At 51.3% G+C, this 25235-nt stretch carries 20 protein-coding genes and 1 pseudogene; all 21 read left to right on the top strand.

Translation table 11 applies throughout. The annotated features are described in order from the left end of the window. Positions 1 to 409: 409 nt before the first annotated feature. Positions 410 to 1189 (top strand): glucose-1-phosphate cytidylyltransferase, encoded by a 780-nt coding sequence (gene rfbF, locus COMA2_RS06275; RefSeq protein ID WP_281176433.1) that lies wholly within the window; start codon positions 410 to 412, stop codon positions 1187 to 1189. 211 nt (positions 1190 to 1400) lie between these two features. Next, positions 1401 to 2459, top strand: a complete 1059-nt coding sequence (locus tag COMA2_RS06270; RefSeq protein WP_090895639.1) for an NAD-dependent epimerase/dehydratase family protein — start codon at positions 1401 to 1403, stop codon at positions 2457 to 2459. A 72-nt stretch (positions 2460 to 2531) separates the two neighbouring features. Next, a complete protein-coding gene (locus tag COMA2_RS06265; protein WP_090895637.1) occupies positions 2532 to 3767 on the top strand; it encodes a class I SAM-dependent methyltransferase in 1236 nt (411 codons plus the stop codon). Then, complete coding sequence (gene rfbC, locus COMA2_RS06260; protein WP_090895635.1) at positions 3764 to 4306, top strand: dTDP-4-dehydrorhamnose 3,5-epimerase; 543 nt, start codon at positions 3764 to 3766, stop codon at positions 4304 to 4306. Before COMA2_RS06265 ends, rfbC begins: the two co-directional genes overlap by 4 nt. Further along, positions 4303 to 5649: a DUF4910 domain-containing protein gene (locus tag COMA2_RS06255; protein ID WP_090895633.1), complete on the top strand. Its 1347-nt coding sequence runs from the start codon at positions 4303 to 4305 to the stop codon at positions 5647 to 5649. The genes rfbC and COMA2_RS06255 overlap by 4 nt, the downstream gene beginning before the upstream one ends. Beyond that, on the top strand, positions 5646 to 6578 hold the full coding sequence (locus COMA2_RS06250) for a phytanoyl-CoA dioxygenase family protein (RefSeq protein ID WP_090895632.1): 933 nt from the start codon (positions 5646 to 5648) through the stop codon (positions 6576 to 6578). Before COMA2_RS06255 ends, COMA2_RS06250 begins: the two co-directional genes overlap by 4 nt. Before the next feature lie 29 nt (positions 6579 to 6607). Beyond that, on the top strand, positions 6608 to 7426 hold the full coding sequence (locus COMA2_RS06245) for a glycosyltransferase family protein (RefSeq protein ID WP_139077129.1): 819 nt from the start codon (positions 6608 to 6610) through the stop codon (positions 7424 to 7426). A gap of 35 nt (positions 7427 to 7461) precedes the next feature. Beyond that, on the top strand, positions 7462 to 8769 hold the full coding sequence (locus tag COMA2_RS06240) for a glutamate-1-semialdehyde 2,1-aminomutase (RefSeq protein ID WP_090895730.1): 1308 nt from the start codon (positions 7462 to 7464) through the stop codon (positions 8767 to 8769). Between the two features lie 50 nt (positions 8770 to 8819). Then, positions 8820 to 9539 (top strand): polysaccharide biosynthesis/export family protein, encoded by a 720-nt coding sequence (locus tag COMA2_RS06235; RefSeq protein ID WP_090895628.1) that lies wholly within the window; start codon positions 8820 to 8822, stop codon positions 9537 to 9539. Positions 9540 to 9608: 69 nt separating this feature from the next. After that, a complete protein-coding gene (locus tag COMA2_RS06230; protein WP_139077127.1) occupies positions 9609 to 10211 on the top strand; it encodes a polysaccharide biosynthesis/export family protein in 603 nt (200 codons plus the stop codon). Between the two features lie 355 nt (positions 10212 to 10566). Continuing rightward, positions 10567 to 11631 (top strand): outer membrane beta-barrel protein, encoded by a 1065-nt coding sequence (locus COMA2_RS06225; RefSeq protein WP_139077125.1) that lies wholly within the window; start codon positions 10567 to 10569, stop codon positions 11629 to 11631. Positions 11632 to 11658: 27 nt separating this feature from the next. After that, positions 11659 to 12510, top strand: a complete 852-nt coding sequence (locus tag COMA2_RS06220; protein ID WP_090895728.1) for an ABC transporter permease — start codon at positions 11659 to 11661, stop codon at positions 12508 to 12510. Positions 12511 to 12607: 97 nt separating this feature from the next. After that, positions 12608 to 13921, top strand: a complete 1314-nt coding sequence (locus COMA2_RS06215) for an ABC transporter ATP-binding protein (protein WP_090895623.1) — start codon at positions 12608 to 12610, stop codon at positions 13919 to 13921. Between the two features lie 220 nt (positions 13922 to 14141). Next, positions 14142 to 14636 carry an acyltransferase gene (locus tag COMA2_RS20895; protein WP_281176432.1) on the top strand — a complete coding sequence of 165 codons (495 nt, stop codon included), beginning with the start codon at positions 14142 to 14144 and terminating at the stop codon, positions 14634 to 14636. Between the two features lie 376 nt (positions 14637 to 15012). After that, the gene (locus COMA2_RS06205) at positions 15013 to 16533 is read left to right on the top strand and encodes a class II glutamine amidotransferase domain-containing protein (RefSeq protein ID WP_139077123.1); all 1521 of its coding nucleotides are present in this window, start codon (positions 15013 to 15015) and stop codon (positions 16531 to 16533) included. Between the two features lie 412 nt (positions 16534 to 16945). Next, positions 16946 to 18014: pseudogene (locus tag COMA2_RS06200) on the top strand (IS3 family transposase). Positions 18015 to 18050: 36 nt separating this feature from the next. Continuing rightward, positions 18051 to 19928, top strand: coding sequence for an asparagine synthase (glutamine-hydrolyzing) (asnB, locus tag COMA2_RS06195; RefSeq protein WP_090895619.1), 1878 nt, complete (start codon positions 18051 to 18053; stop codon positions 19926 to 19928). Between the two features lie 39 nt (positions 19929 to 19967). Continuing rightward, positions 19968 to 20909 carry a glycosyltransferase family 2 protein gene (locus COMA2_RS06190; protein ID WP_090895617.1) on the top strand — a complete coding sequence of 314 codons (942 nt, stop codon included), beginning with the start codon at positions 19968 to 19970 and terminating at the stop codon, positions 20907 to 20909. A gap of 174 nt (positions 20910 to 21083) precedes the next feature. After that, positions 21084 to 22316, top strand: a complete 1233-nt coding sequence (locus COMA2_RS06185; protein WP_090895615.1) for a glycosyltransferase — start codon at positions 21084 to 21086, stop codon at positions 22314 to 22316. Positions 22317 to 22469: 153 nt separating this feature from the next. After that, positions 22470 to 23708 (top strand): glycosyltransferase, encoded by a 1239-nt coding sequence (locus COMA2_RS06180; protein WP_175304426.1) that lies wholly within the window; start codon positions 22470 to 22472, stop codon positions 23706 to 23708. 93 nt (positions 23709 to 23801) lie between these two features. Next, positions 23802 to 25142, top strand: coding sequence for a glycosyltransferase (locus COMA2_RS06175; protein WP_281176434.1), 1341 nt, complete (start codon positions 23802 to 23804; stop codon positions 25140 to 25142). Positions 25143 to 25235 lie beyond the last annotated feature (93 nt).

The raw sequence follows: 25235 nt of genomic DNA, 5'->3' as shown, positions 1-25235 counted from the left end.
TAAAGAGTTTTTGTAGTGAGTTGACACGCGGTTCGTAGTTCATTAGAAGATTAAGAGCCGGTTGATACCGGGACTGCGGTAGCTTTGCTGAAGCCTTAGATCGCGCAAGGATAGGCATGATCTAAAAGGGCGACTTTTTTCAGATGGATTGAGATGCCATGAGATACAATGGTATGTACTTAGTACGAAGTCAAACCATGACAGGTAAGCCGAGCAAAATATCCGCCGCCGCTGGGGAGTGAAGTGTTTCTTGCTACTGTTGCAAGAACAGAGGGGTATTCGACTCAAGGTAAGAACTGCAAATGCCCTGTTCTTGTTGCGGTACCTATTTCTTTCGGATCAATCCACTCGAACGAGCTTTCGACGAATAGTTCCCTTCCAAGTGTTGGAGCCTGACGCAAGGAGGATCATGAATATGAAGGCAGTGATTCTTGCCGGAGGATGGGGGACTCGACTTTCCGAAGAGACCACCCTGCGACCGAAACCTATGGTGGAAATCGGTGGGAAGCCGATCTTGTGGCATATTATGAAGATTTATGCCGCTCACGGGATAAAGGAGTTTGTGATCGGTCTTGGCTACAAGGGAGAGATGATCAAAGACTACTTCCTCAATTTCTATGCGTTCAATAAAGATATTTCAGTCGATCTTGAGAGTGGAAAGACGACGATTCATGACGGAAAGCGGCACGAAGACTGGAAAGTGCATCTCATCGATACTGGCTTGCATACTCAGACGGGAGGTCGGCTTAAACAACTGAAAAAATGGATCGGCGAGAATGAAACGTTTCTGTTCACATATGGAGATGGAGTTTCAGATGTCGACGTTCAAGCCACCATTAAGTTCCACAAGTCTCACGGAAAGTTAGCCACAGTCACGTCTGTCCTGCCTCCTTCTAGGTTCGGTCGGCTTGTATTCGATCATGATCACATTGTCGACTTCAGGGAGAAACCTCATGGCGAGGAAGGTTGGATCAATGGTGGTTTCTATGTCCTCGAGTCTAAAGCCATTGATTACATTAAAGATGATGAGACCGTGTGGGAAAAGGATCCTATCCAACAGCTCACGAAAGATAATCAATTGATGGGCTTTCGGCATGATCGGTTCTGGTCTTGTATGGATACACTGAAGGAGAAGAATTACTTGGAGGAGCTTTGGCAGTCATCAAAGGCTCCCTGGAAGGTATGGTAAGATCATAAGCTTTTAGACCGGTTCCAAATCATTTCGCATCCCTATCATTGTTCAAAATTGGTGAGTAATTCCGGTGGCCTTCCTGCTGCAGTCATATCAAACAGCGAAAGGTTAGAGTCGATTTAGTCTTGAGAGTGTCTGGTATTCCGATAATTCCGTACGTGCTCAGATTGTGTCTTTGGTAAACAGGGCGGCCAAATTGGGGGGAAGTATGAAAATTCTAGTGACAGGCAACATGGGCTATGTCGGCCCACTGGTGCTGCGTCGGTTGCGAGAGTCCCATCCGCAAGCAACACTCATCGGTTACGATATGGGTTACTTTGCGCATTGTTTAACGGGTGCCTCGCGACTCCCCGAAAGTCGAGCCGATCTACAATATTTTGGGGATATACGACAGGTTTCTGAGCAGATCCTGCAAGGAATCGACGCCATCGTACATCTCTGTGCCATCTCGAACGATCCTATGGGCGCCTCGTTTGAAAAGGTTACCCTAGATATAAACCATCGGGCCAGTGTCGATCTTGCCGGGAAGGCAAAGCGAGCAGGCGTGAAGAAGTTTATATTCGCATCGAGCTGCAGTGTGTACGGATTTGCCGAAGGTGGCCCTCGCCGCGAAGAGGATGCACTGAATCCTCTTACGGCCTATGCGAAATCGAAAGTTCAGACTGAACATGACTTGGCATCACTTGCATCAGAAAATTTCACGGCGACCTGCCTCCGGTTTGCTACAGCGTGCGGCATGAGCGATCGGTTGCGATTGGATCTTGTGTTGAATGATTTTGTGGCCGGCGCGCTTGCTTCAAAGCGCATCAATATCTTAAGCGATGGGACACCATGGCGCCCACTGATTCACGTCAAAGATATGGCGAGAGCAATCGATTGGGCTGTGCAGCGAGACCGTCGAGACGGCGGATCCTTTCTCACGATCAACGTGGGAAGCGACGCTTGGAATTATCAGGTAAAGGATTTGGCGGCCGCTGTGGCCCATCTCATTCCGAACGTAGAGGTGTCGATCAACAAAGACGCGCAACCGGATAAGCGCTCATATCGAGTGAATTTTGACAAGTTCACCAAGCTTGGGCAAGGCTTTCTCCCTATGGTCGACCTTCACGGTGCTGTGGAGGATCTCCGTGATGGACTCATGGGCATGCAGTTTCGTGACCACGAGTTCCGGACGGGTGAGTTGATACGACTCGTCACATTAAAGCGACTGCGGGAGAGTGGACAGCTAACAGACAACCTGGTGTGGAAAGAGCAAAGTAATGTGTGAGGGCACGGTTGGTTGTCACACCCCCTGTCGAGTACCGCGCATCATCCTTTGCCGGTAGGAGGACATATCAGCATGGGGCAATCAGGGTGTCGGTCTTGCAGTGCGACGCTTGAGCGTACGTTCGTTGATCTTGGCATGTCTCCGTTGGCCAATTCCTACATTAAGCCTGACCAATTGGACCAGATGGAGCCCTTCTATCCATTGCATGTCTACGTGTGCGAGAAATGTTTGTTGGTTCAGTTGAAGCAATTCTCAACGCCGCACGATATTTTTTCCGACTACGCGTATTTTTCGTCATTTTCAGATTCCTGGCTTGCACACGCGAAGGCCTATGTCGACATGATCGTGGGCCGATTCGGATTGGATCGCAGCTCCAAAGTAGTGGAGATCGCCAGCAACGACGGATATCTTTTACGGAACTTCGTGTCACGGGGGATCTCCGTGCTGGGAGTCGAACCTGCTTCCAATATCGCTGAGGTGGCGAAGCAGAAGGGGATCCCTACGAAGGTGGCCTTCTTCGGAGAGAGCACGGCCCGGGATGTAGCGGCCGACGGATGGGCTGCCGATCTGATCATCGGGAACAATGTGCTGGCCCATGTTCCGGATCTGAATGATTTCGTGAGGGGCCTCAAGGTGCTGCTGAAACCCACGGGCCTGATTACCATGGAATTTCCTCATTTGCTGCAGCTGATGCAACAGAACCAGTTTGATACCATTTATCATGAACACTTTTCCTATTTTTCTTTCTTGGCGGTCGAACAGGTGTTTGCTCGTCATGGAATGACGCTGTTCGATGTAGAAGAACTCTCAACTCATGGTGGGTCTTTGCGAATCTATGCATGCCACCATGACGATACGTCCAAGCCTGTGCAGGCGCGAGCAAAGGAACTGAAGTCGCGAGAAGAAACCGCCGGATTTGGCCAACTGTCTCACTATCTGTCGTTCGGTCCGCGAGTTGAGGCGACGAAGAGGAAGTTGCTGTCCTTTCTCATTTCTGCGAAACAGGAGGGCAAGCACGTTGTAGGGTATGGGGCTCCTGCAAAGGGGAACACGCTGCTCAACTATTGCGGGGTTCGGACGGACCTCATTGACTATACGGTAGACCGGAGCCCACATAAGCAAGGGCATTTTCTCCCCGGCGTCCATGTCCCGATCTATAAGCCGGAACGAGTGCGTGACACACGTCCTGACTATCTTCTGATCCTGCCCTGGAACATTCGAGAAGAAGTCATGGAACAGATGAGCTATGTTCGGGAGTGGGGAGGAAAGTTTGTCGTTCCGATTCCTGAAGTGCAAGTGTACTCATGATTTTCACAGAAACCACCCTTAAAGGGGTATTTTTGATCGATTCTGAGCCGGTGCGAGATGAACGGGGAATGTTCATGAGAACCTGGTGCCAACGGGAGTTTGAGGCGCATGGGATCTCGACCAGGTGGGTGCAGTCAAGTGTTTCAGTGAACAGCCAGAAAGGCACCATGCGAGGGCTTCACTATAAAACAAATGAGGAAGTGAGGTTGGTTCGTTGCACGGCCGGAGCCATCTACGATGTCATCGTCGACTTACGACCTGCATCACCGACGTACTGTCAGTATGTCGGAGTAACACTCTCGGCGGACAATCACAGGGCTGTCTATGTTCCGGAACATTGTGCCCATGGGTTTCTCACCCTCGAACACGATAGCCAAGTGCTGTACTACATGTCGGAGTTCTATATGCTTGCGAAGGAGGGAGGATTTCGCTGGGATGATCCTGTCTTCAAGATTGTCTGGCCTGCACCCATTTTGATCATGTCGGAGAAAGATCGAACGTGGCCACCATTTCACAAGGATCATGCACTGCCATCATGACCGCTGCCGGCCCCAAAGAAGCATCAAGCGGTGAAGAGTTAGGTAAAGAGTTGCATGCCTTCATGGCGGAGCTTTATCCAATATGTCGAAGTATTACCGGTGAGGGGGTCAGAGAAACACTTCGAGCGATCCAGAAGCGTGTTTCGCTTGAAATGAATGAGGTTCCTAGCGGAACCAAAGTGTTTGATTGGACGGTTCCGTTGGAGTGGAACGTCGCCGATGCCTATGTTATGAGCCGTGAGGGGAAGCGAGTCATTGATTTCAAAGCGCACAATTTGCATCTGATGAGCTACAGTTCGCCCATCAGGAAGAAGATGCCGTTGGCGGACCTCAGACCCCATTTATTCACGCTGCCGGATCATCCCGAATGGATTCCTTACCGAACATCCTATTACAAGGAAAACTGGGGCTTTTGCCTTCGGCAGGCAGATCTCGAACGACTGTCCGATGATGACTATGAGGTTGTCATCGACTCGAATCTTCAGTCTGGTTCTCTCACATATGGCGAGGCCTATTTGCCGGGCGAAACTTCGGATGAGATTCTCGTGTCATGTCATGTCTGTCATCCGGCTATGTGCAACGATAATTTGTCGGGCATTACGGTGGCTGTGAAGTTGGCGGAAACGATGGCGACGCGCCCAAGACGATATTCGTACCGTTTTCTCTTTATTCCTGGAACCATTGGGTCGATTACCTGGTTGGCTCAGAATGAACAGACGGTGTCTCGCATCAAGCACGGGCTCGTCTTGACGGGGGTAGGTGATGCGGGGAACATCACTTACAAGAAGAGTCGTCAGGGCAATGCGGAGATCGATCGGGCGATGGCGCATGTGCTGAGACATTCAGGAGAGGACCATACCATCATCGATTTTTTCCCCTATGGGTATGATGAACGGCAGTATTGTTCTCCGGGGTTTGATCTGCCTGTCGGATGTTTTATGAGAACCGTACATGGCCAATATCCGGAGTATCACTCCTCTGCGGATGATCTGGACTTTGTGAAGCCGGACTCCCTTGCACGGTCGTATGCCAGATGTCTAGAGGTGTTCGATCTCCTGGAAGGAAATCGAACCTATCTCAATCAAAATCCGAAATGCGAACCCCAGTTAGGTCGACGAGGGCTGTATCGTGCTGTTGCCGGTCAACAAGAAAAACAATGGACTGAATTGGCTCTCTTCTGGGTGTTGAACGCATCCGATGGGCGCCATGCTCTGCTCGATATCGCCGAGCGCGCAGACCTTTCGTTCGGCAAGATTGTATCTGCAGCTGAAGCGCTCTTAGAAGTTGGTCTCTTGAAGGAATGTCGGAGGCCGGGAAACACGGAAGTGGAGAAGCGATTATGAACACTGTGTATTATGACCCTCCATTCTCGGACGAACGACGCCGCGAAGAGTTATATCGAGGCCAGTTGCTTGTATATTCTCCGAAGAAGAGTACGCTCGCGTTTATCGAATTTGCCAGGAAATTGATCGAGGAAGCCTTTGCCCCATACGACCCGGAGACCGCTCAACGACACCTTCCCGTTGAGCAGTATGCCGATCTCCTCGGGAAGCTGAAACCCACTTTCATCCATCATTCCGAATCAAAAGCGCTCATGCGCGACATTTTTGACGAGATGGGCTGTGATCTTGACAAGACATATTTTGATGTGCCGAAGATGCGAAGCTCTACCAGCGATAATTATCTCACGACGGGAATTGCTTATGCCTGGCATCCACATCGAGATACGTGGTATTCCGCGCCTCCTTGTCAGATCAATTGGTGGATCCCGATCTATGATATTCAGTCGAACAATGCCATGGCTTTTCATCCCCAGTATTGGAACGCTCCGGTAAAAAATAGCTCCAAGGGGTATAATTACTATGTTTGGAATCAGCAAAATCGCGGAACACATGTCGCCAAGTTCCTCAAAGAAGACCCCAGGCCGCTACCGAAGCCGACTGAATCGCTGGTGCTTGATCCTCAGATCCGCCTCATTGTGCCGGCTGGAGGCATCATTTTGTTTTCGGCAGCCCAAATGCACTCGAGTGTGCCCAATACTTCCGGGAAAACTCGGTTCAGCATCGATTTTCGTGTGGTGAACCTTGATGATGTGGCAGGCAGGAAAGGCGCTCCTCGGATAGATGAAGAGTGCACCGGAACTACCATGAGGGATTATTTGAGAGCGAGCGATCTCTCCCATATCCCCGATGATCTTGTGTCACTCTATGATGACGAAACTGCCGATGCCGGTGTGCTTACCTATCAACATACAGCAGAACACGGCGCATGATGTCTGTGAAGTTTGATTGCAGATGATCAATGAGAGGTAGGATCGCTCAGCAAAAGGAAGTGGTGGCGGTGCTTCCAGCGGCCGGCAGATCTCTTCGATTGGCTCCGCTTCCCTGCAGCAAGGAAGTCTTTCCTGTCGGCTTTGGTTCTATCCCCGGGCTCCAGGGGACGCGTCCCAAGGTGGTGAGTCACTATCTGTTGGAATGCCTCAGGAAATCAGGGGTTCGGAAGGGCTATGTCGTCATTCGGCAAGGGAAATGGGATATTCCGGCATACTGGGGAGATGGGGGAATGCTCGGGATGGACCTTGCCTATGTGGTCATTGAAGGGTCGAGTGGCCCACCTGATACGATCGATCGGGCGTACCCCTTTATCAAGGATAAGGTCGTGGCGTTTGGGTTTCCGGACATTATTTTTCATCCGCACGATGTATTTGCCAAATTACTGACCCGACTCGATCGACCTGGGGTTGATGTCGTGTTAGCGCTGTTTCCGGCACATGATCCCAAGGCGATGGATATGGTCGAGGTTGATGAAGATCTCCGCGTCCGCGCGATTCATCTCAAGCCGAAGACGACACGACTGCGGTATGCCTGGTTATGTGCGGTGTGGACGCCGGTGTTTACGGAATTTTTGCACCAGTTTCTGTCCGGAGTGAAGAGAGGGCACGGCGCAGGAGTCATCGGGAATCGCAAGATTGACCCTCAAGGAGACATTCCCGTGGGCCTTGTGCTGAAGAAAGCGGTGCAGGCCAAACTCACTATTGAAGGCGAGATGTTCCCATTAGGGTCGTACATCGATGTCGGGATCCCTCAGCACCTGGTCAGAGCCGTGAAAACCCACTCATGACTCTGGTGAGGACTGCAGCGCATGAAGGTGAAACGATGAATTTTAAGAAGTCAAAGGCATTGCAACCGCGCGCGCATGCCCTTATCCCAGGCGGTTGCCATACCTATGCTAAAGGTGACGACCAATACCCGGACCAAGCTCCTGGGTTCCTCGTTAAAGGGCGTGGATGCCATGTCTGGGACATCGATGGAAATGAGTTCATTGAATACAACATGGGGCTTCGCTCCGTGACCCTGGGCTATGCGGAGGAACGGATACTCAACGTCGCCCACAAGCATATGTTGGAGGGCAATCATTTCACCAGGCCTTCGCCGATTGAGGTTGAATGCGCGGAGGAAATGCTCAGCATCATTGAGGGCGCTGAAATGGTGAAATTCGGAAAGAATGGGTCCGACGTGACGAGCGCGGCGATTCGACTCTCTCGTGCATACACGGGGCGAGACCTCGTCGCCGTGTGTGCGGACCACCCATTCTTTTCCGTAGACGATTGGTTTATTGGAGCCACGGCGATGCCCGCAGGTATCCCCAAGGCTGTTCAAGAGTTAACGCTCAAGTTCAATTATAATTCCATAGAAAGCATTCAGGCGTTGTTTCGGCAGTATCCGGGCCAGATTGCCTGTCTCATCATGGAACCTGAAAAAGAGACGGCACCGGTCGATGACTTTCTGCATGCAGCTCAGGATCTCTGTAGAGACAACGGCACGGTTTTTATCCTTGACGAAATGATTTGCGGGTTTCGGTGGCACCTTGGCGGCGGGCAACGCTATCATCGGATCGTTCCGGACTTATCGACGTTCGGCAAGGCTCTAGGGAACAGTTTTGCTGTTTCTGCGCTTGTGGGCAAACGAGAGCTTATGAAACGAGGAGGGTTGGACCACGAGGCGGAGCGAGTCTTCTTATTGTCGCTTACGCATGGGGGGGAGACTTTTGCGCTGGCGGCCGCGAAGGAAGTCATTCAGATCTATAAACGGGAACCTGTGATTGAAAGAATGTGGAGTGCGGGCAGGCGTCTGGAGCAAGGACTTCAAAAGTCCATCGACGAGCATCATCTGGGAGAATACTTCAAGGTTGTGGGGAAGCCATGCGCGCTCGTGTACGCAACCTTGGATGCTGAAAAGAGACCATCCCAATCCTTCAGAACGCTCTTTCTCCAGGAGACGATCAAACGAGGGATACTTGCGCCATCATTCGTCGTGAGCTATTGTCATACGGATGCGGATATCGACAGAACAGTCGACGCGGTTCATGATGCGTTACGGATTTATCGCCGAGCCTTAAATGAAGGTATAGACAAGTATCTCATCGGTCGTTCCGTGAAGCCGGCATTCCGACGCTATGCCTAGGTTATAGAAGCAGGATTCGTGGCCGACTTCTCGAGGAAGGAATCAAGGTTATGCAATACATCTTGCGGTTTCTGATCATCTCGCTGGTGTTGGTGGTAAGCTCGGGCTCCGGGTTCTGTGATTCGGGGGTGGTTAAGCCGGATGCCGGTAAATTGCCGGCAGATATTCCCCCTCCATTGCCTGCCACGACAACGCAGACCGAGAAAGCAATCAGTCAAGCGATGATGGATAAGCTATCGAATGCGGTCAGCAGTGAATATGTGATCGGCGCCGAAGATGTACTGGACATTACCGTCTGGAGGAATCCGGATCTGTCAAGACAAGTGCAAGTACGTCCCGATGGACGATTTTCAATGCCGATCATTCGCGACGTGATGGCCGTCGGGAAAACGCCCAATAAATTGGCCGAAGAAATGACGAACAAGCTCAAGGAATATGTCCAAAACCCGGTTGTGGCTGTGACCTTGAAGGAAGTCAATAGTTCCAATATCTTCCTGCTCGGTGAAGTCGCTCATCCCGGCAAGTATCCGCTCAAGAGCAAAACGACGCTGTTGCAAGCGATTACGATTGCAGGCGGATTCAAGGATACTGCGGCAAGAAATCAGATCGTCATTTTTCGGTTTACGGATACGGCCCCCGGCTTGAAGCGGTTCACTGCGAGCTACGACGATATCGTGCTTCGCAGTGGAATCACGGATAATTTCGAACTGAAGCCCGGTGATACCCTTGTAGTGCCAAGTGAGTCAATGGTGGTTTTCCCTGGTCGGTAGGGAAGGCCGGAAAGGATTGCTGTGGACGACTACACGCCATGGACAAGGATACCCGGACGGAATCCTCTTGTGTCAAGGACCCTGTCGATCGGCCTCGTGTTGTGCTCCATTGTGGCTCAAATCGGCTGCCATGGGCCGGTGACATCCAGGGAATACAGGGCATCCGATGTGCCGACAGAGTTTCTGCTCGGCTCTGAGGACCAGATCGAGATCAATGTCTGGAAAAATCCGGATTTGTCCAGGATCACGTTGATACGGCCGGATGGCTATGTCTCTATGCCGATCATAGGCGACGTGCAAGCAGCCGGCCTCACGGCAGAGGCGCTCGCCGCGCAGATTACTGAGCGTCTCAAGGGTTACATCCAGAACCCTTCGGTATCGGTGAACGTCAAGGAACTCAACAGTTATGCCGTGTTTGTGTTGGGTGAGGTTACCAAGCCGGGAAAGTATCAGCTCAAGTCCTACGTAACTGTGCTACAAGCTATTTCGATGGCCGGCGGCTTTACCAACTATGCCAGCAAGAACCGACTACAAGTCGTGCGGGTAATTGAAAGCCCTGGTCACAAACGTCAGGAAATCCACATTCCGCTACGTTATGATGATCTCGTCAGCGGGCGTGGTGAACCAGGCAACATTGTGTTGGCCTCCGGGGACACGCTTGTCGTGCCGTGACGGAATCATGCAGGGTGTCCGACACACTATTGGCTCTGTTTCTTCAAAATCCACACATGTGGTATAAGGCGGGTGGATCGGTTACCGGCTGATCTTCATCCGTTTGTAGCTACTTCTGAAAAGGAGTGTGGTGACTCTATTGTGGTGTTGTAGACGGCTCAAGATCAGACCATTGCTTAGGTTCGCAGTTGCGGCTGTGCTTATCTGGGGGGCGTTGCCCTCAGTGTCAGTTTATGCGGAGACTAAGATCGTTCCCTGGGGTTCGGTGAGGGAACGATATGATAGCAATGTATGGCGCAGACCAAAGGACCTCCTAAGGGACGCCCAGGGGAATGCCCCGCAGCTCCATGATTTTGTGACGACTGTGAACGGTGGGCTAGCCCTGCGGCACGAGAGTCGTGACATTGAAGCTGACCTGCAGGTGGGGGGGAACTATAATAAGTTTGTGACCAATACGGACTTGGACTTTTTTGGCGCGAATCTCAACGGCACTGTTGGCTTGGATCGATGGGTTGATCAGTATGTCAGAGGAGCGCGGTTGGGCGTCACGCAGAACTTGATATATACGCCCGAGCAATCTTTTGGGAGATCGGCGGCGGTTGATGACTTCGAGGGGGGTCTCCTAACCTTTCGGCGGAGCAGGCTTCTGAACACAACAGCCTTCAATGGGAGCTACCCTCTGTCCCGAGATGCTTCTTTGGAAGGTGGGTACACATTCGGCCTTCGGAGGGTGACTCGTGGCACCGACGGCGGGGTTGAAGCCATCGCCACCTTCTTTAACACGATGACTCACACCTGGTTTGGAGGACCCCGATATAACCTCACGCGAAACGACAGCGTGGCCGCCTTGTATCGACAGACCTTTTTTACCCAAGAACGGTCTGAAGGCGGCAGGACATTCAGTGGCAATATCATCACGCTCGAAGGTGACTATACGAAGGTATTCCCGGAGTGGACGTTCACTGTCCGCGGAGGCGTCACCTTTGTTGAACCAGTTGGGCGGACGTTCCCGTCTGGTTCTATCCACGTCACAACCAAACCGGAGCGGGATACTGTCCTCGATCTGACGCTTTCACGGGACGCCAAACCGTCATTCTTTTTACAGGGAGGATCGCGGATCAACAATCGTGCGCAGGCGAGCATCAGACATCGAATTTATGAGCGACTCAGTGTCAGCGGGAGTGGTGGGTATGCCCTTAGTCAATTTTTCCCCAATACAGATGCTCAATTTCAGATTGTCACTGGAGCATCGAGGCTTGAGTATAAGTTGACGAGGAACATCAGCGGAGAGCTCTTTTATATGTTCAACCACGTTTCTACCGAGGGAACGGCACTTGAGTACCAGGTCTCACGCCATCAAGTAGGATTTATGCTGTCGGTAATGTTGGAATCGTTAGGAGAATCGCTCGGATTCGACTAGGTGATGGGAGTTAAGCCACGGATGCATATGGCTCAATCAAAATCGATCATAAATTCACCCACGCAGAAGTTGATTATCGAGAAGCGAAGCGGGCTATTGAGGATCGATTGGGCTGAACTCTGGGAGTACCGGGAGTTGCTGTATACATTGGTTGAACGGGAAATCAAGGTTCGGTATAAGCAAACGGCTATCGGGGTAAGCTGGGTCCTTCTACAGCCCTTAATTGCGATGCTGATTTTTACCGCGATATTCGGACGGATGGCCAAGATGCCGTCCGATGGCATCTGGTATCCTGCGTTCATACTGACCGCTCTGCTTCCTTGGGCGTATTTTTCCCAAGCCATTACTCGCTCAGGGACGAGTCTTGTCACTAGTGCGAATTTGGTCACCAAGGTCTATTTCCCCAGGATGCTGCTGCCTCTTTCAGCGGTTGTTTCACCGTTGATCGACTTTCTGTTGGCGATGGGGTTGTTGTTTGGACTGCTCATGTATGCAGGAATTCCTCTCACCTGGAAAGTCCTCACACTGCCGGCATTCGTCCTGATCGCCATGCTGACGGCCACGGGGGTCGGCCTGTTTGTTTCCGCAACCAACGTCAAGTATCGAGATGTAGGTCATGCCATTCCCTTTGTAGTTCAGATCTGGATGTTTGTCTCACCGATTGTCTATCCTGTCAGCCTCGTGCCGGAGCGCTGGAAGTTGCTCTATGGTCTCAATCCGATGGCTGGGGTCATTGAAGGTTTTCGTTGGGCATTGTTGGGGAAAAGCGCTCCGGATCCATTGATGATGGGGGCAAGTATTATCATGGTAATCGTCGTGCTGATCGGGGGAGTTGTCTATTTTCGACAGATGGAACGAGAATTTGCCGATATCATTTAATGGCCCGCGGTTTTGCGTCTATTCCGGCGATTGTATTGGTTGCGATTCCTCAAGTCATGCTGGGGTAGACCGTCAGAAAAAGTTTGGGAATACTTGAATGAGTGAAATTGCCGTGCAAGTAGACAGCCTCTCCAAGCGCTACATCATCGGAGCGCGGCGAGAGAAGTATGCCACATTGCGCGATCGCCTTGTGTCGGGCGCGAGTCGCTTATTCGGTCGTGGCACAGAGGCGGAAACCGATGCCACCAATGCCATGTGGGCGTTGAAGGACGTCTCCTTTAGTGTCAAACAGGGTGAGGTGGTGGGGATTATCGGCCGCAACGGTGCTGGGAAAAGCACGCTTCTCAAGCTGCTGTCGAGGATCACCTCACCGACTCATGGGCGTATTGAGATCACGGGTCGTGTCTCTTCACTCTTGGAAGTAGGGACTGGCTTTCACGCGGAACTGACTGGGCGCGAGAATGTGTATCTCAACGGAACGATCTTGGGAATGAAGCGCGCCGAGGTCACCCAAAAGTTCGACGAGATCGTGGCGTTTGCCGGAGTGGAACAGTTCATCGATACGCCTGTCAAACGGTATTCCAGCGGGATGTATCTGCGGTTGGCGTTTGCTGTCGCGGCCCACTTGCAACCGGAAATTTTAATCGTCGATGAGGTGCTGGCGGTCGGGGATGCAGACTTTCAGAAGAAGTGCTTAGGCAAAATGGAAGGAGTGGCCGATCAAGGACGGACGATTTTCTTCGTCAGCCACAACATGCAGGCCATTACACGGCTGTGCAAACGGGTGATCTATTTGGAAGATGGGCAACTGCGTCTTGACGGATCCCCACATGACGTCGTGAAAACATACCTCCATTCAGGCCTTGGCACGATGGCGGTGCGAGAATGGTCGGACCCGGTGAAGGCGCCCAGCAGTCGCACCGCCCGGTTATGGGCGGTGCGCGTGCGAAACGAAGAGGGGCAGTACACCGATCAGATCGATATTCGGAAACCTGTCGGAATTGAGATCGAGTATGAGGTTCTCCAACCTGGTCGTAAGTTCAGGGGAGCGATAGATGTCTATAATGAGGAGGCGGTGTTGTTGTTTGTGGCTCATGAAGCGGATCCTGCGTGGAGAGGACGTATTCGACCACCCGGCCGTTACCGGAGTATCGCTTGGATTCCAGGAAATTACCTTGCTGAAGGAACCATGATTGTCAATGTGAGCCTTGACGCGGTAGAGCCGCTCGACTACCTCTTTAAAGTACGTCAGGCTGTCGCCTTTCATGTAGTGGATACGACTGATGGTGACTCGGCACGTGGCAACTATGCAGGGCCATTTCCAGGCTTGGTAAGGCCGCTGTTGAAGTGGAGCAATGAGCAAGATCTCAGTACTACTCAAGGGAAGCAGTCGGTGAGCGGCGTCACTTGAGCGCCCTGTTCCTCTCCATATGCTCAAGGAAAAGTTAAGATGGTATTGGCCGCGTTTGTGGATGAGATTGTCCGGCTTTCCATGTATTGGTCGAATCGTAACTCGCCTTGCTCTGATAGGAATGCCGCCATTCCTCAAACGGACTGCTCTGGCAGGGATGACCCCAAGGGGGTTTATTTCCCCCAGCGCTAGGGTACATGGTTCCACAATCAAATGGGGGATGCATGTATTCATCGATGATCGCGTGCTTATTTACCAAGAACCGGGTTGTGGACCAGTGGAGCTTGGCGATCGCGTGAAGGTGTTTGAAGATACCCATATTATGGTGGGGCCGGAAGGAGGTGTCTCCATCGGCTCCGGCACCAGTATTCACCGGGGATGTCAGATTGATTCCTACAAGGCGCCGATATGGGTCGGCTGCGGAGTAGAAATCGCAGCGCGCTGCGATTTCCAATCCTTCGATCACGGGATCACCCCAAACGTACCAATTGCAAAGCAACCGCTCACAACTAAAGGGCCGATCATTATTGAAGATGGTGCTTGGCTTGGATACGGAGTTATTGTCCTATCTGGTGTTCGTATTGGGAAAGGCGCCGTTATTGGAGCCGGTTCAGTCGTAACGAAGGATGTGCCTGCAGGTTCCGTGGCAGTTGGCGTACCGGCGCGCGTGGTTCGGATGCGCTCAGATACTGAGGAGAGTATAGATGCCGAGTGATTTTCAAGAGCACGGAATGAAGATATGTGCGGATAGCCGGAGAACAAAGATTTGGGGCAAATAACCATGCATGCGGGCTGAGGCACAGTTAGGGAACGTTTGATTTATTCTTCCTACGCTATAGTCAAGGCTGACGCGGCGCAGCAACAAATGTTTGCGGAAGTCACGTTTGAACGGTATCGTAAGTCCACCCGCCGCGAGCGATTCCTCGATGAGAGAAATCGCGTCGTGTCATGGCGAATTGGTCGCCGCAATTGCGCCGTTCTATCTCAAGGCCGGATCGGACTGGACGTCCTCACGCAATTTGAGAGCCTACTGCTGAGTGTCAGAGGGACAAGCATGCGTACATTATCGCTGGAACGGGGTGGAGGGGCAGGTGAATAAGTCTGGGAGAGTCGAGGGAGAAATTCTGCACCCATTGGGGAACGCGCTCTATCGCAATCAGTTCGTACTCGGCCCCTATTTTATCGATGAGTTTCCATACTGGGGGAAAACGAAAATCAGGAATTCGATGTGCCTAACGACGCATCCAGATTTGAATGTGTATCAAGCAACTCATGAGAATAGGACGATAACATTGATAGGGTATATCCTCGATCCGGATAATCCAAGGGCCTATGATAGAGATATAGTCAATGGCTTGATGAGTGAAGTTTCAAATTTCGATAGGTTCCTCGATCGAAGTGATAAATTCGGCGGTCGGTGGATATTGATCGTGGATGATCGAACGCACATAAGACTTTTTCATGATGCGGTTGGACTGCGTCAAGTGTTTTATACAGATGCAGACCACGCTTCAGATCTGTGGTGTGCGTCACAACCAGGAATGATTGCGGAACGATTAAAGTTGGAAATGGATCCGAGCGCGAGTAACTTCATCAACTCATTCAAACAAAGGAACCGAGAGTATTGGTGGCCTGGGGATAGTTGCCCGTATAAAGAAATACGGCATTTGCCGCCCAATCATTATTTGAACCTCGAAACTGGTTCAAGCTGTAGATATTGGCCTAATAGGCCACTAGAAAAGTTGCCGCTTGAAGAGGTTGCAGAGAAAACCGCCAAAACCTTACGAGGATTAATGGAAAGTGCCTCGACTCGATATGAGTTGGCGGTTTCGCTTACGGCTGGATGGGATACTAGAATGCTATTAGCGGCCTCTAAGGATATTCGCGATAAAGTTTCTTATGTCACTGTAAGACAAGTAGGGATGCCTGGCAACCATGCAGATATTATAGTTTCTTCCATCCTTGTATCTAAATTTGGATTGAGGCATGACATTGTGGAGGCTCCTGCCGCGATGGATGCGGAATTCGCCCAGACTTTTAAGAAACATGCGTCTTTTGCCCATGAAAAATGGGGACCGGATGCACAGGCCATTATGAAATATAACTCACAGGGTAGAGTCGCAGTGGGGGGAAGCGCATCAGAAGTTGCAAGATGTTTTTACCGGCCAATATCTGATGGACAGATAACTCCTCAGGTACTCTCATCTCTTGTGATGGGTAATGATGTATTTGCAGTGAGATCTTTTGAAAAATGGTTGAATGGAACCAGTGATATATTCAACTACAACATGTTCGATCTATTTTACTGGGAACAAAGATGTGGTAACTGGCTTGCTATGTCCCAATTGGAATTTGATATCGCGTGGAAAGACATTTTTACCCCTTTTAATTGCAGAGAGTTGTTAGTCAATATGCTAGCCACAGAGGAAAAATATAGGAAGCCACCTAAATATGAGTTATATCGGGAAGTCATGGCACGGCTATGGCCGGAAGTTCTAAGTGTTCCGATCAATCCTCACAAGAGAAAGAGTCTGGGCGGCTTGCTCAAGTCATTTTTGAAGACTCAATTGCGGCGCTATACCCCAGATTTCGTTAAGAGGGCGCTAAGTTAGTCGGAGGTTCTCACCCAGTAAAAGCAGGGGTGCGCGTATCCGGCTCCACTTATATTGAGACTACCTCTAAGACATGGGATCCTCGTTTCGAGAAACGAAGCCAACTACTTGCTCACCCATGTCGACTAGAAGCTCCAATTCTATGGGCAGTTAACTTGTCACGGCTTTAAAGCTGTGACAGAGTCGAGTCACGAATTTAGTGTTCTGATGATTTCTGTTCTAATTTATTCAACTTAGATTATGTAGAGCTGTAGGCAACGATGGATATTAATACTGACCTTCCCCCGGAAAACTAGGCCATTGGCTTGGAGGTTTGCCTGTGCTGAGATGGGCCTCACAGGAGGGGGCCATGACACGGAAACGGCACACGGAGGAACAGATCATCGCGGTGCTCAAGGACGCCTAAGCGGGCATTGGGGTCCCAGAGCTCTGTCGCAAGCACGGTATTTCGGACGCCACGTTTTACAAGTGGCGGACGAAATATGCTGGGCTCGATGTCAGTGATGTGAAAAAGCTCCGCCAGCTGGAAGATGAAAACCGGCGGCTAAAACAGATGGTGGCGGAGCAAGCGTTCGACATCCAAGCGCTGAAAGCGATCAACGCAAAAAACTGGTAGCGCCCAAGGCGAAGCGAGCCGCGGCAGAGTGGATGGCGGCGCGCTTTGGGCTAAGTCAGTGACGCGTGTGCCGGCTCCGGGCCGTAGCTCGCCAGACGCTCCGGTATCGGAGTCGTCGTCACGAGGATGAGGCGCTGCGGACCCGGATTCGGGAGATCGCCGAGCACAAACGGCGGTATGGCTGTCCTCGAATTTATGTGCGCCTACGACGCGAAGGCTGGCACGTGAACCATAAGAAAGTGGAGCGGATTTATTATCGGGACGAAGGGCTGTCGTTACGACGTCGGCGGCGAAAGAAGCTGGCAGCCGTCCCCCGCGTCGCGCTGCCGCGTCCCACGCAGCCAGGGCGCTGGTACGCCTTGGATTTTGTGCATGACCGATTGGTGACCGGGCGGCGGTACAAGTATTTGACGATGACCGATCCGTGTTCCAAGGAGGTGCCGGTGATTGAGGTGGACGTGTCCATTGGCGGGGAACGGGTGTGCCGGATCCTCGATCGGTTGTTTCTGACTCGCCCGCTGCCCGAGACACTGATCCTCTGGATAACGGCCCCGAATTCGCCGGGACGGCGCTGGATGCGTGGGCGGCTCAGCACGGCGTCTCTCCGCATTTCATCCAGCCGGGGAAGCCGGTGCAGAACGCCTTTATCGAGAGCTTCAACGGCAAGTTCCGAGATGAGTGTTTAAACGAGCACTGGTTTGTCACGCTGCAGGAAGCCCAGCTCGTGATTGAAGCGTGGCGGCGTGAATACAGCGAAGAACGGACCCACAGCGCGATTGGGGATGTGACACCCCAGGAGTTCATTACTCACTATCAAACCAGGGCCCAGCCGACACAGGAGTTAACTTCCTCAGCTTTGGGTTAATAAACGGGGGAAGGTCAATGGGTATGGATTAGGTATATGTGCGGAATAGCTGGAGAATTAAGATTCAGGGAGAAAGAGCCCGTAGGTGCCGATTGGGACAGAATTAGTTCCATGATGTCCCGCCGGGGACCGGATGACAGCGGATTCTGGTCTGAGGATGGGGTTTGCACGTTGGCGTTTCGCAGGCTGTCCATTATTGATTTGAGTTCCGGAGGCCATCAGCCCATGACTGCCGGTAAAGGCCGGTATGTCCTCGTGTTTAACGGCGAAGTCTATAACTTTGTAGAGCTCAGGGAGCAATTGCGGCAGCGCGGGGTGGAATTCCGTTCAACGAGCGATAGCGAGGTCGTATTGCATGCCTTAATAGAATGGAATGTTGCGGCACTGGATAAGTTTAACGGGATGTTCGCATTAGCCTTCTATGACAGCGTTGAGAAGAAGCTGATTTTGGCGCGCGATCATGCCGGCATGAAACCACTCTATTATTTGACGTCCGATCGGGGGATTGTATTCGGTTCACAGTATGATCAATTACTGGCGCATCCATGGAGTTATGGCCTCGGGGTGTCAGGGGAAGCGCTAGGGCTGTATTTGCGGTTGGCGCATATTCCGGCTCCTTTTGCCATGATAGAGAACACCCACATGCTTGAACCGGGTACGTGGATGGAAATCACAGCCAATGGACAAAGCCGACAGGATCGCTTCTTTATTTTGCCCCAGTATGCCGAGCCTTCGTTGAGAGGGGAGGCAGCTTTAGAGGCGGTGGATGAAGCGATCACACGAGCTGTGAGACGGCATTTGGTCAGCGACGTTCCTGTGGGAGCATTTTTATCGGGCGGCATCGACTCGCCTTTGGTCGTGGCGAAGATGCGGTCTGTCAGCGCAAACCCTATCCGGACATTTACGATCGGCACCGGTGAGAAGAAAACCGATGAATCTCTGGATGCGCAAGCCTATGCGAAAGAGATCGGGGTCGAGCATAAGATCGAATATGTCCGAACGGAGCAGGTGCTGGACCTCGTTGCAGACGTTATCGACGCCTGTGGGGAGCCGTTTGGCGACTACTCGATATTCCCTACCTTGCTGGCTGCAAGATTGGCCAGCCGCGACCATAAAGTCGTGCTGTCGGGAGACGGCGGTGACGAATTGTTTTGGGGCTATCCCAGTCGTTTTTCCACGCTGATCAGGCTTGCGGTGGATTTCAGGATGCCGCTCTGGCTGAGAAGGGTGCGATGGGGAGTCAAACGCGCTTCCTTAAGAGGCAATGATAGGTGTTTGCTCATGGACTCAGTGGGTGACTCCCATCGTGCGATGCATACCCGCTTCCCTGAAGCATTGCTGCAAGAAATATTTCCTTCATTGCCGGTCTGGCCGCCGGGATGCAATGTATATGCATACGACGGCCGTGATCCCGATCAGATCGCCCAGGTGTCGCGATGGAATGAATTTGTGTACCACTTGACTATGGTATTGCTGAAGGTAGACCGGGCCAGTATGTACAATTCCCTAGAGGTTCGTGTTCCGTTTCTCGATCGAGAGGTGATTGACGTGGCGTCGAAGGTCGACTGGAAAGACTGTTTGCAGGTCGGTCCTCAAATCGGGAAAATCCCCTTGAGACGCGCCTTGGCGAAACAGGTCACGTATCAGACTCATGCGAAACGAGGGTTTGAGGCTCCGATGGCGACCTGGCTCAGAACCTCCATGAGGGAAATGTTCGAGGAGTATGTCCTGAACCGAACTGACATCCTTGGTCTTGAAATCGATCGAGAGGCGGTTCGTAGGGTCTTTGACCAGCATGTTCATAGAGAACGTAACCATGCAAAGGGACTTTGGCCATTGCTGAGTTTGGCATTATGGACAAGAAAATATCGCTCGCATTCACCGGTGAGTAACAGCAATATGCTGTCTCGGTAGAATGGCTGATATCGATTGTCTGAAATAGGCGCTAATCAAATGATGAATCATACGCTACCCCTTGTCTCAATAGGTATTCCGACATACAACAGAGCCAGCAGTTACCTGAAAGCGGCGCTGCGAAGTGCGGTAAGTCAAACATATAAGAACATAGAGATCATTGTTTCCGACAACTGTTCCTCGGACCATACAGAATCAGTCGTCAAAGAATTCGATGATTCACGAATACGATACTTCAGACAGAAGCACAATATAGGCGCGACCAAAAATTGTAATTTTTGCCTGGATCAAGCTCAGGGAAAATACTTCCTGATGCTCTTTGATGATGATGTGATCGATGATGATTTCATATCGACATGTTTGGGGGCCGCCGCGTCACAAGGCGAACCAGGCGTAATTTTAACCGGAGCGCGGCAAATTGATTCCGCCGGGAATATCCTGTTTGCTACCCATAATAAGGCAAGCGGATGCTCCACGACCGATTTTATTTTTGGCTGGTTTGACGGAAAAGTGCCGTTATATTTATGCAGCACTTTATTCAATACTCAGAGGCTGAAGCAACAAGGAGGATTTTATTCAAAAACCCATAGATATGAGGATGTTGTTGCCTATGTTCAGCTTGCCGCAAAATATGGAAGAGTCGACGTTTTTGATATAAAGGCGAGTTTTCGCAGGCATGACAGTAATATGGGAAGCGCCACCCATTATTATGAATGGTGCGAAGACAGCCGGTATCTTCTGGATGTCATGTGCAATGCCGTGCCTGAACACGCTGATGTGATTAGAAAGAGGGGTATGACCTATTTTTGTGTGAGGAATTACAGACATGCTGCGGGGATAAAGTCTCCGTTGGGGCGACTCAATGCGTACTTTACCGTGTACCGGATGTTTGACTACAGCTATTCCCCATGGAAGTTCATGTTTGGGAAAAATCTCTCTCGCATCGTCAGCCTTATGAAGGGAAAGATCGGAAAGTCATAGTGAGGATTATGAAAGTGTTGTCGAATTGTTGAAGAGTTGTATGGAAGACCGGCCTATGGTGAGTACGCCCATCTGCGGGTGGTTTTGTGTCGACTCCGATCGGAGGCTGGACAGTCTCGGGAGTGGTCGGTTCGTTACTAGGGAAGCCTTGGTCTTTTCTAATGAACTATCAGCATGAAGATCGCATTTCTTGTCAGCGAGTTTCCCTCCGTATCCCAGACATTTGTCCTCAATCAGATTGTGGGATTAATGGATTTAGGACATGAGGTCCATATCTTTGCGGACAAATCAGGTAATACGGCCGTCACTCATGGCAACTATGACAAGTATGACCTGTCAAAACACACTCACTACTACCGGATTCCCGAGAACTGGCTGGTCAGAATAATAAAAGCTGTTGCTTTCATTATCCGATATGCGCCACGTAATTATGATGTCATTTGCAGATCCTTAAATGTTTTTCGACATGGGAAGCAAGCATGGTCTCTGAGACTTCTTTTTAGAAGCATTCCGTTGCTTGAAAGGGAGAGACCTTTTGATATCATCCATTGTCAGTTCGGTTCCCTCGGACGGAGAGCCGTATCGTTAATGCCAATCCGCACTCGGAATCACAAAGTCGTGACATCCATCCGGGGTGCTGATGTCACCGCTGTTCTGAAAAAACATCCTGGCATCTATCATGACTTGTTCAGGGAGGGGCATTTGTTTTTGCCGGTGTGCGAGTTTCTTAAGGAACGACTGATCCAGGAAGGCTGTGCGGAAAACAAAATTGTGGTTCATTATTCTGGTATCGATTGTTCTAAATTCGAGTATCTTCAACGGCGCCGAGAACCCGGAGAGCCGGCGAAGGTCTTGACGGTTGCGAGACTGATGGAGAAAAAAGGAGTCGCCTTCGCCATCGAGGCCGTCGCGGCCCTTCTGACAAAAGGTGAACAGCTGGAATATCGGGTAGTCGGCGATGGTCCGCTGCGTGGGGTTCTGGAGCAGATGATACAGCGTATGGGTATCGAGCGACAGGTCGAATTGCTCGGTTGGAAAACCCACGAAGACGTGAAACGGCTCTTAGAAGAATCGCACGTGTTAGTCGCTCCGAGCTTGACCTCTGACGGCGGCGATCAAGAAGGAATACCGAATGCCATAAAAGAAGCTATGGCGACCGGACTACCTGTGATCAGTACGTTTCACAGTGGAATACCGGAGCTGGTGACGGATGGCGTAACTGGTTGCTTGGTACCGGAAGGAGATGCTGCTTCCATTTCCGATTCGCTTGAATATCTGATTAAGCACCCTGAGATTTGTAGTGAGATGGGGCTGGCGGGTAGGAGACAGGTGGAGCAACGGTTTGATACACACCGCTTGAATAAGGAATTGGAAGAATTATATCTGAGCGTGATGTGTGGATTATAGTTCGCGGCTGTAATGTGTGCTTCCCGGATTCATCGGCAGTTCAAATGGTGAAGCTTTTTACAAGACTACTCCTAGCTCGAAGGATGTTGTGCGGCGGCCAATACCCGGAGTGATGCGATATCTGGCGGAAACTGAATGAGAAGTGACACCGATATGAAGAATCCTGGAACCGGTCATACACCAATCGGTTCAGCCAGACCGCTCTTTCCGGAGGTCGGGGTGGTTGCCTTCGTTCCGGAGGAATGGGGCGGCGCCTGGCTGTCTCGGCATCAGGTGCTGACTCGGCTGGCGGAGTATTTTCGTGTCGTCTGGGCCGAACCTGCCAGAAGCTGGAGAGAGCTAGTGCTCGGCGGTGGGAAGCCGGTCAACCGCTCTCATCGTTCTGAAACATTTCCGGAAGGGTTTTCTCTCTATCAGCCGGAAAGATGGTTTCCACAGTTCGACCGGCCGGCTTGGCTGGCGTCCTGGACTGCGGTGGAAAGAGCTCGTCGTGCGGAAGCCTTGCTTCGTCGACGTGGGTGCAAGATCGTTATCTATTATCTCTGGCGGCCCTCTTTCGACCATGTCTTGGAGAGCGGTTCCTATGATCTCAGTTGTTATCACATCGTTGATGAATATTCATTTTCCGCAACCGAGCTCCCGCTGACAGATCGAGAGATCCAGCTGATCAAGGGAGTAGATCAAGTGTTCATCCATTCTCCGGCATTGATGGAACGAAAAGGACATTTCAATCCCCATACGCTCTTTGTCCCCAATGGCGTGGACTATCGGGCATTTGCGACCCATCAGGAAGAGCCGGCTGACTTAAGGGCGATCTCTCATCCGAGAATCGGCTACATTGGCGTCATCAAATCGCAGCTGGACTTGAGACTTTTGCTCGAGTTGGCGACACGTCATGTGGAATGGTCGTTTGTTTTTGTCGGGCCCAAAAACAGTCTGGGAACGGAAGCGCCGTTAGTGAAAGAATTATCTCAATTGTCAAACGTGCATTTTCTGGGACACAAGCCCATAGAGATCGCCTGTACATATCCACAGCATATGGACGTGTGCTTGCTGCCGTACAAAACGAACGACTACACGAAATACATTTATCCGCTCAAGCTACACGAATATTTGGCGGGCGGGAAGCCGATTGTGGGGACTCCCATCCGATCGCTTTTGGATTTTTCCCATGTCATTAAGCTGGCAAATACGCCAGAGGAATGGTCGCGAGCAATCAGCGAGTCCCTCGCGCTCAATGGAGCGTCGAGTGACCAAATCCACATGCGTCGCAACATCGCCAAACAGGTCGATTGGGGAACTTTGGTTCACGGAATTGCGAGCTCCATATGCGAGCGTCTTGGACCAACCTACACAGAGCAGTTCGCGGCGATTCAACTCGAGGCGTTATAAAGATCTAGCGTAATCGATTCGATAAACTCTCATTGATCTGTATTATGAGAGAGTCGATTGCATAGAAGAGAAGTGGAAGTGAACAGCACGGAGATGGGTAACCCAGCGAATATAGCCGACAACCTTCCCGGCGATCCCGTACCGCCGCGAGGGCGACCGAAGCTGCTCTTTCTGGCATATCCATTTCCACCAGCTAAGGCACCGGGCTGTGTCAGGACCTGGAACATTGCGATGTACCTGACTCGACTCGGGTGGGATGTGACGGTAGTCACACCTGATCCGTCAATACTACGGAATATTGAAGATAACGGAGCCGCATCGAGGGAATTCGACGATGTGGGTATCAAGCGGATTCTGACTGGTCACGGATGGCGATGCCTGGCGCCCAACAATCTGAAATGCTGGAATAAGAACCTCGGCTGGTTTGTCGGAAAAATTTTTCGAACCGGTGCAAGAAAACTAGGGATTGACCCCCATGTCGGTTGGATCAAGGCGGCAGAGCAGGCCTGCTCTGCTTTGACTGCGAAGGACGTAGATGTAATTCTTGCGACCGGCTCGCCGTTTGCAGCTTTCAGCTTGGCCAAGCGTCTCTCTGACCTGCTTGGACGGCCATATGTTCTGGATTATCGGGATCCATGGACCGGGAATCCCCACGCAGGTCATCACTTACCACGGTGTGCCACCCAAAAAGAGGCTGGCGTGCTCAAGGGCTGTGCAGCAGTTACCATAGTATCACCTTCTTGGGGCTGTGCCTTAGATCGACGTTTTGGTGTTGGGCCGAAACTTCATGTTGTAACGAATGGCTTTGATCCGACCGAGATGGAGGCCGTAAAACCATACGACTTTGGACATTGTGCGTTTGTTTATACCGGGATCTTTTATCCCCCTAAACGCAGCATCTCGCCATTCCTGGCCGCGCTCAAGCTCCTGAGGAAATCCTCTCAGGGAAACGCAAAAGAATGGTATTTTCATTACTATGGTCCAGACGAGCGCTATATTCGTGAGGAGGCAGGTCGATTTGGGCTCACCGATCGCATTGTCTTCCACGGAAGAGTGCCGAGACGGGAGGCATTGTCAGCGGTCAAGGGAGCAAACCTTGCGGTGGTGATCACGTCGGTGAATGAAGAAGAGACGCTGGAAGACAAGGGAATCGTCACGGGAAAAATATTTGAAGCTATCGGGCTGGTAACACCGGTACTTCTTATTGCTCCTGAGGGCAGTGACGCCAGCGCGATAGCCAAACCAACTGGTTTGGTCACAAGTTTTTCGGGCACCCAGCTTCAGGATATGGTATTGTTTCTCAAAGATATAGTCTGTGGGCAAGCTCCTCAGCCCAAAAATATCGAGATTTGTTCGTGGTCGACCATTTCTAAAAAGCTCGATACCTTGCTTCGAGCGTGCATGTCCTTTACACGCACCACCACGAACGCTTAATAAACAGCGCACGTAAGTGTTTTTCGTATTATGATGGACCGGCCCATAAGATTAGACCAGGAAGTGCCGCTAGGTGCAGCCCAAGCCGCGGAT

The sequence above is a fragment of the Candidatus Nitrospira nitrificans genome, assembly GCF_001458775.1.
Taxonomy (GTDB): Bacteria; Nitrospirota; Nitrospiria; order Nitrospirales; family Nitrospiraceae; genus Nitrospira_D; species Nitrospira_D nitrificans.
Note: the sequence above shows the minus strand (reverse complement) of the source record. Positions and strands in the feature narration are given on the sequence as shown.

What these genes read in the sequence shown, in the direction of transcription:
- COMA2_RS06190 (WP_090895617.1), top strand. Translation starts at nt 19,968, where the DNA reads ATGATGAATCATACGCTACCCCTTGTCTCAATAGGTATTCCGACATAC.
- COMA2_RS06240 (WP_090895730.1), top strand. Translation starts at nt 7,462, where the DNA reads ATGAATTTTAAGAAGTCAAAGGCATTGCAACCGCGCGCGCATGCCCTT.
- COMA2_RS06235 (WP_090895628.1), top strand. Translation starts at nt 8,820, where the DNA reads ATGCAATACATCTTGCGGTTTCTGATCATCTCGCTGGTGTTGGTGGTA.
- rfbC (WP_090895635.1), top strand. Translation starts at nt 3,764, where the DNA reads ATGATTTTCACAGAAACCACCCTTAAAGGGGTATTTTTGATCGATTCT.
- COMA2_RS06270 (WP_090895639.1), top strand. Translation starts at nt 1,401, where the DNA reads ATGAAAATTCTAGTGACAGGCAACATGGGCTATGTCGGCCCACTGGTG.
- COMA2_RS06265 (WP_090895637.1), top strand. Translation starts at nt 2,532, where the DNA reads ATGGGGCAATCAGGGTGTCGGTCTTGCAGTGCGACGCTTGAGCGTACG.
- COMA2_RS06215 (WP_090895623.1), top strand. Translation starts at nt 12,608, where the DNA reads ATGAGTGAAATTGCCGTGCAAGTAGACAGCCTCTCCAAGCGCTACATC.
- COMA2_RS06245 (WP_139077129.1), top strand. Translation starts at nt 6,608, where the DNA reads ATGAGAGGTAGGATCGCTCAGCAAAAGGAAGTGGTGGCGGTGCTTCCA.
- COMA2_RS06185 (WP_090895615.1), top strand. Translation starts at nt 21,084, where the DNA reads ATGAAGATCGCATTTCTTGTCAGCGAGTTTCCCTCCGTATCCCAGACA.
- COMA2_RS06250 (WP_090895632.1), top strand. Translation starts at nt 5,646, where the DNA reads ATGAACACTGTGTATTATGACCCTCCATTCTCGGACGAACGACGCCGC.
- COMA2_RS06180 (WP_175304426.1), top strand. Translation starts at nt 22,470, where the DNA reads ATGAAGAATCCTGGAACCGGTCATACACCAATCGGTTCAGCCAGACCG.
- COMA2_RS06220 (WP_090895728.1), top strand. Translation starts at nt 11,659, where the DNA reads ATGGCTCAATCAAAATCGATCATAAATTCACCCACGCAGAAGTTGATT.
- COMA2_RS06175 (WP_281176434.1), top strand. Translation starts at nt 23,802, where the DNA reads ATGGGTAACCCAGCGAATATAGCCGACAACCTTCCCGGCGATCCCGTA.
- asnB (WP_090895619.1), top strand. Translation starts at nt 18,051, where the DNA reads ATGTGCGGAATAGCTGGAGAATTAAGATTCAGGGAGAAAGAGCCCGTA.
- rfbF (WP_281176433.1), top strand. Translation starts at nt 410, where the DNA reads ATGAATATGAAGGCAGTGATTCTTGCCGGAGGATGGGGGACTCGACTT.
- COMA2_RS06255 (WP_090895633.1), top strand. Translation starts at nt 4,303, where the DNA reads ATGACCGCTGCCGGCCCCAAAGAAGCATCAAGCGGTGAAGAGTTAGGT.
- COMA2_RS20895 (WP_281176432.1), top strand. Translation starts at nt 14,142, where the DNA reads ATGCATGTATTCATCGATGATCGCGTGCTTATTTACCAAGAACCGGGT.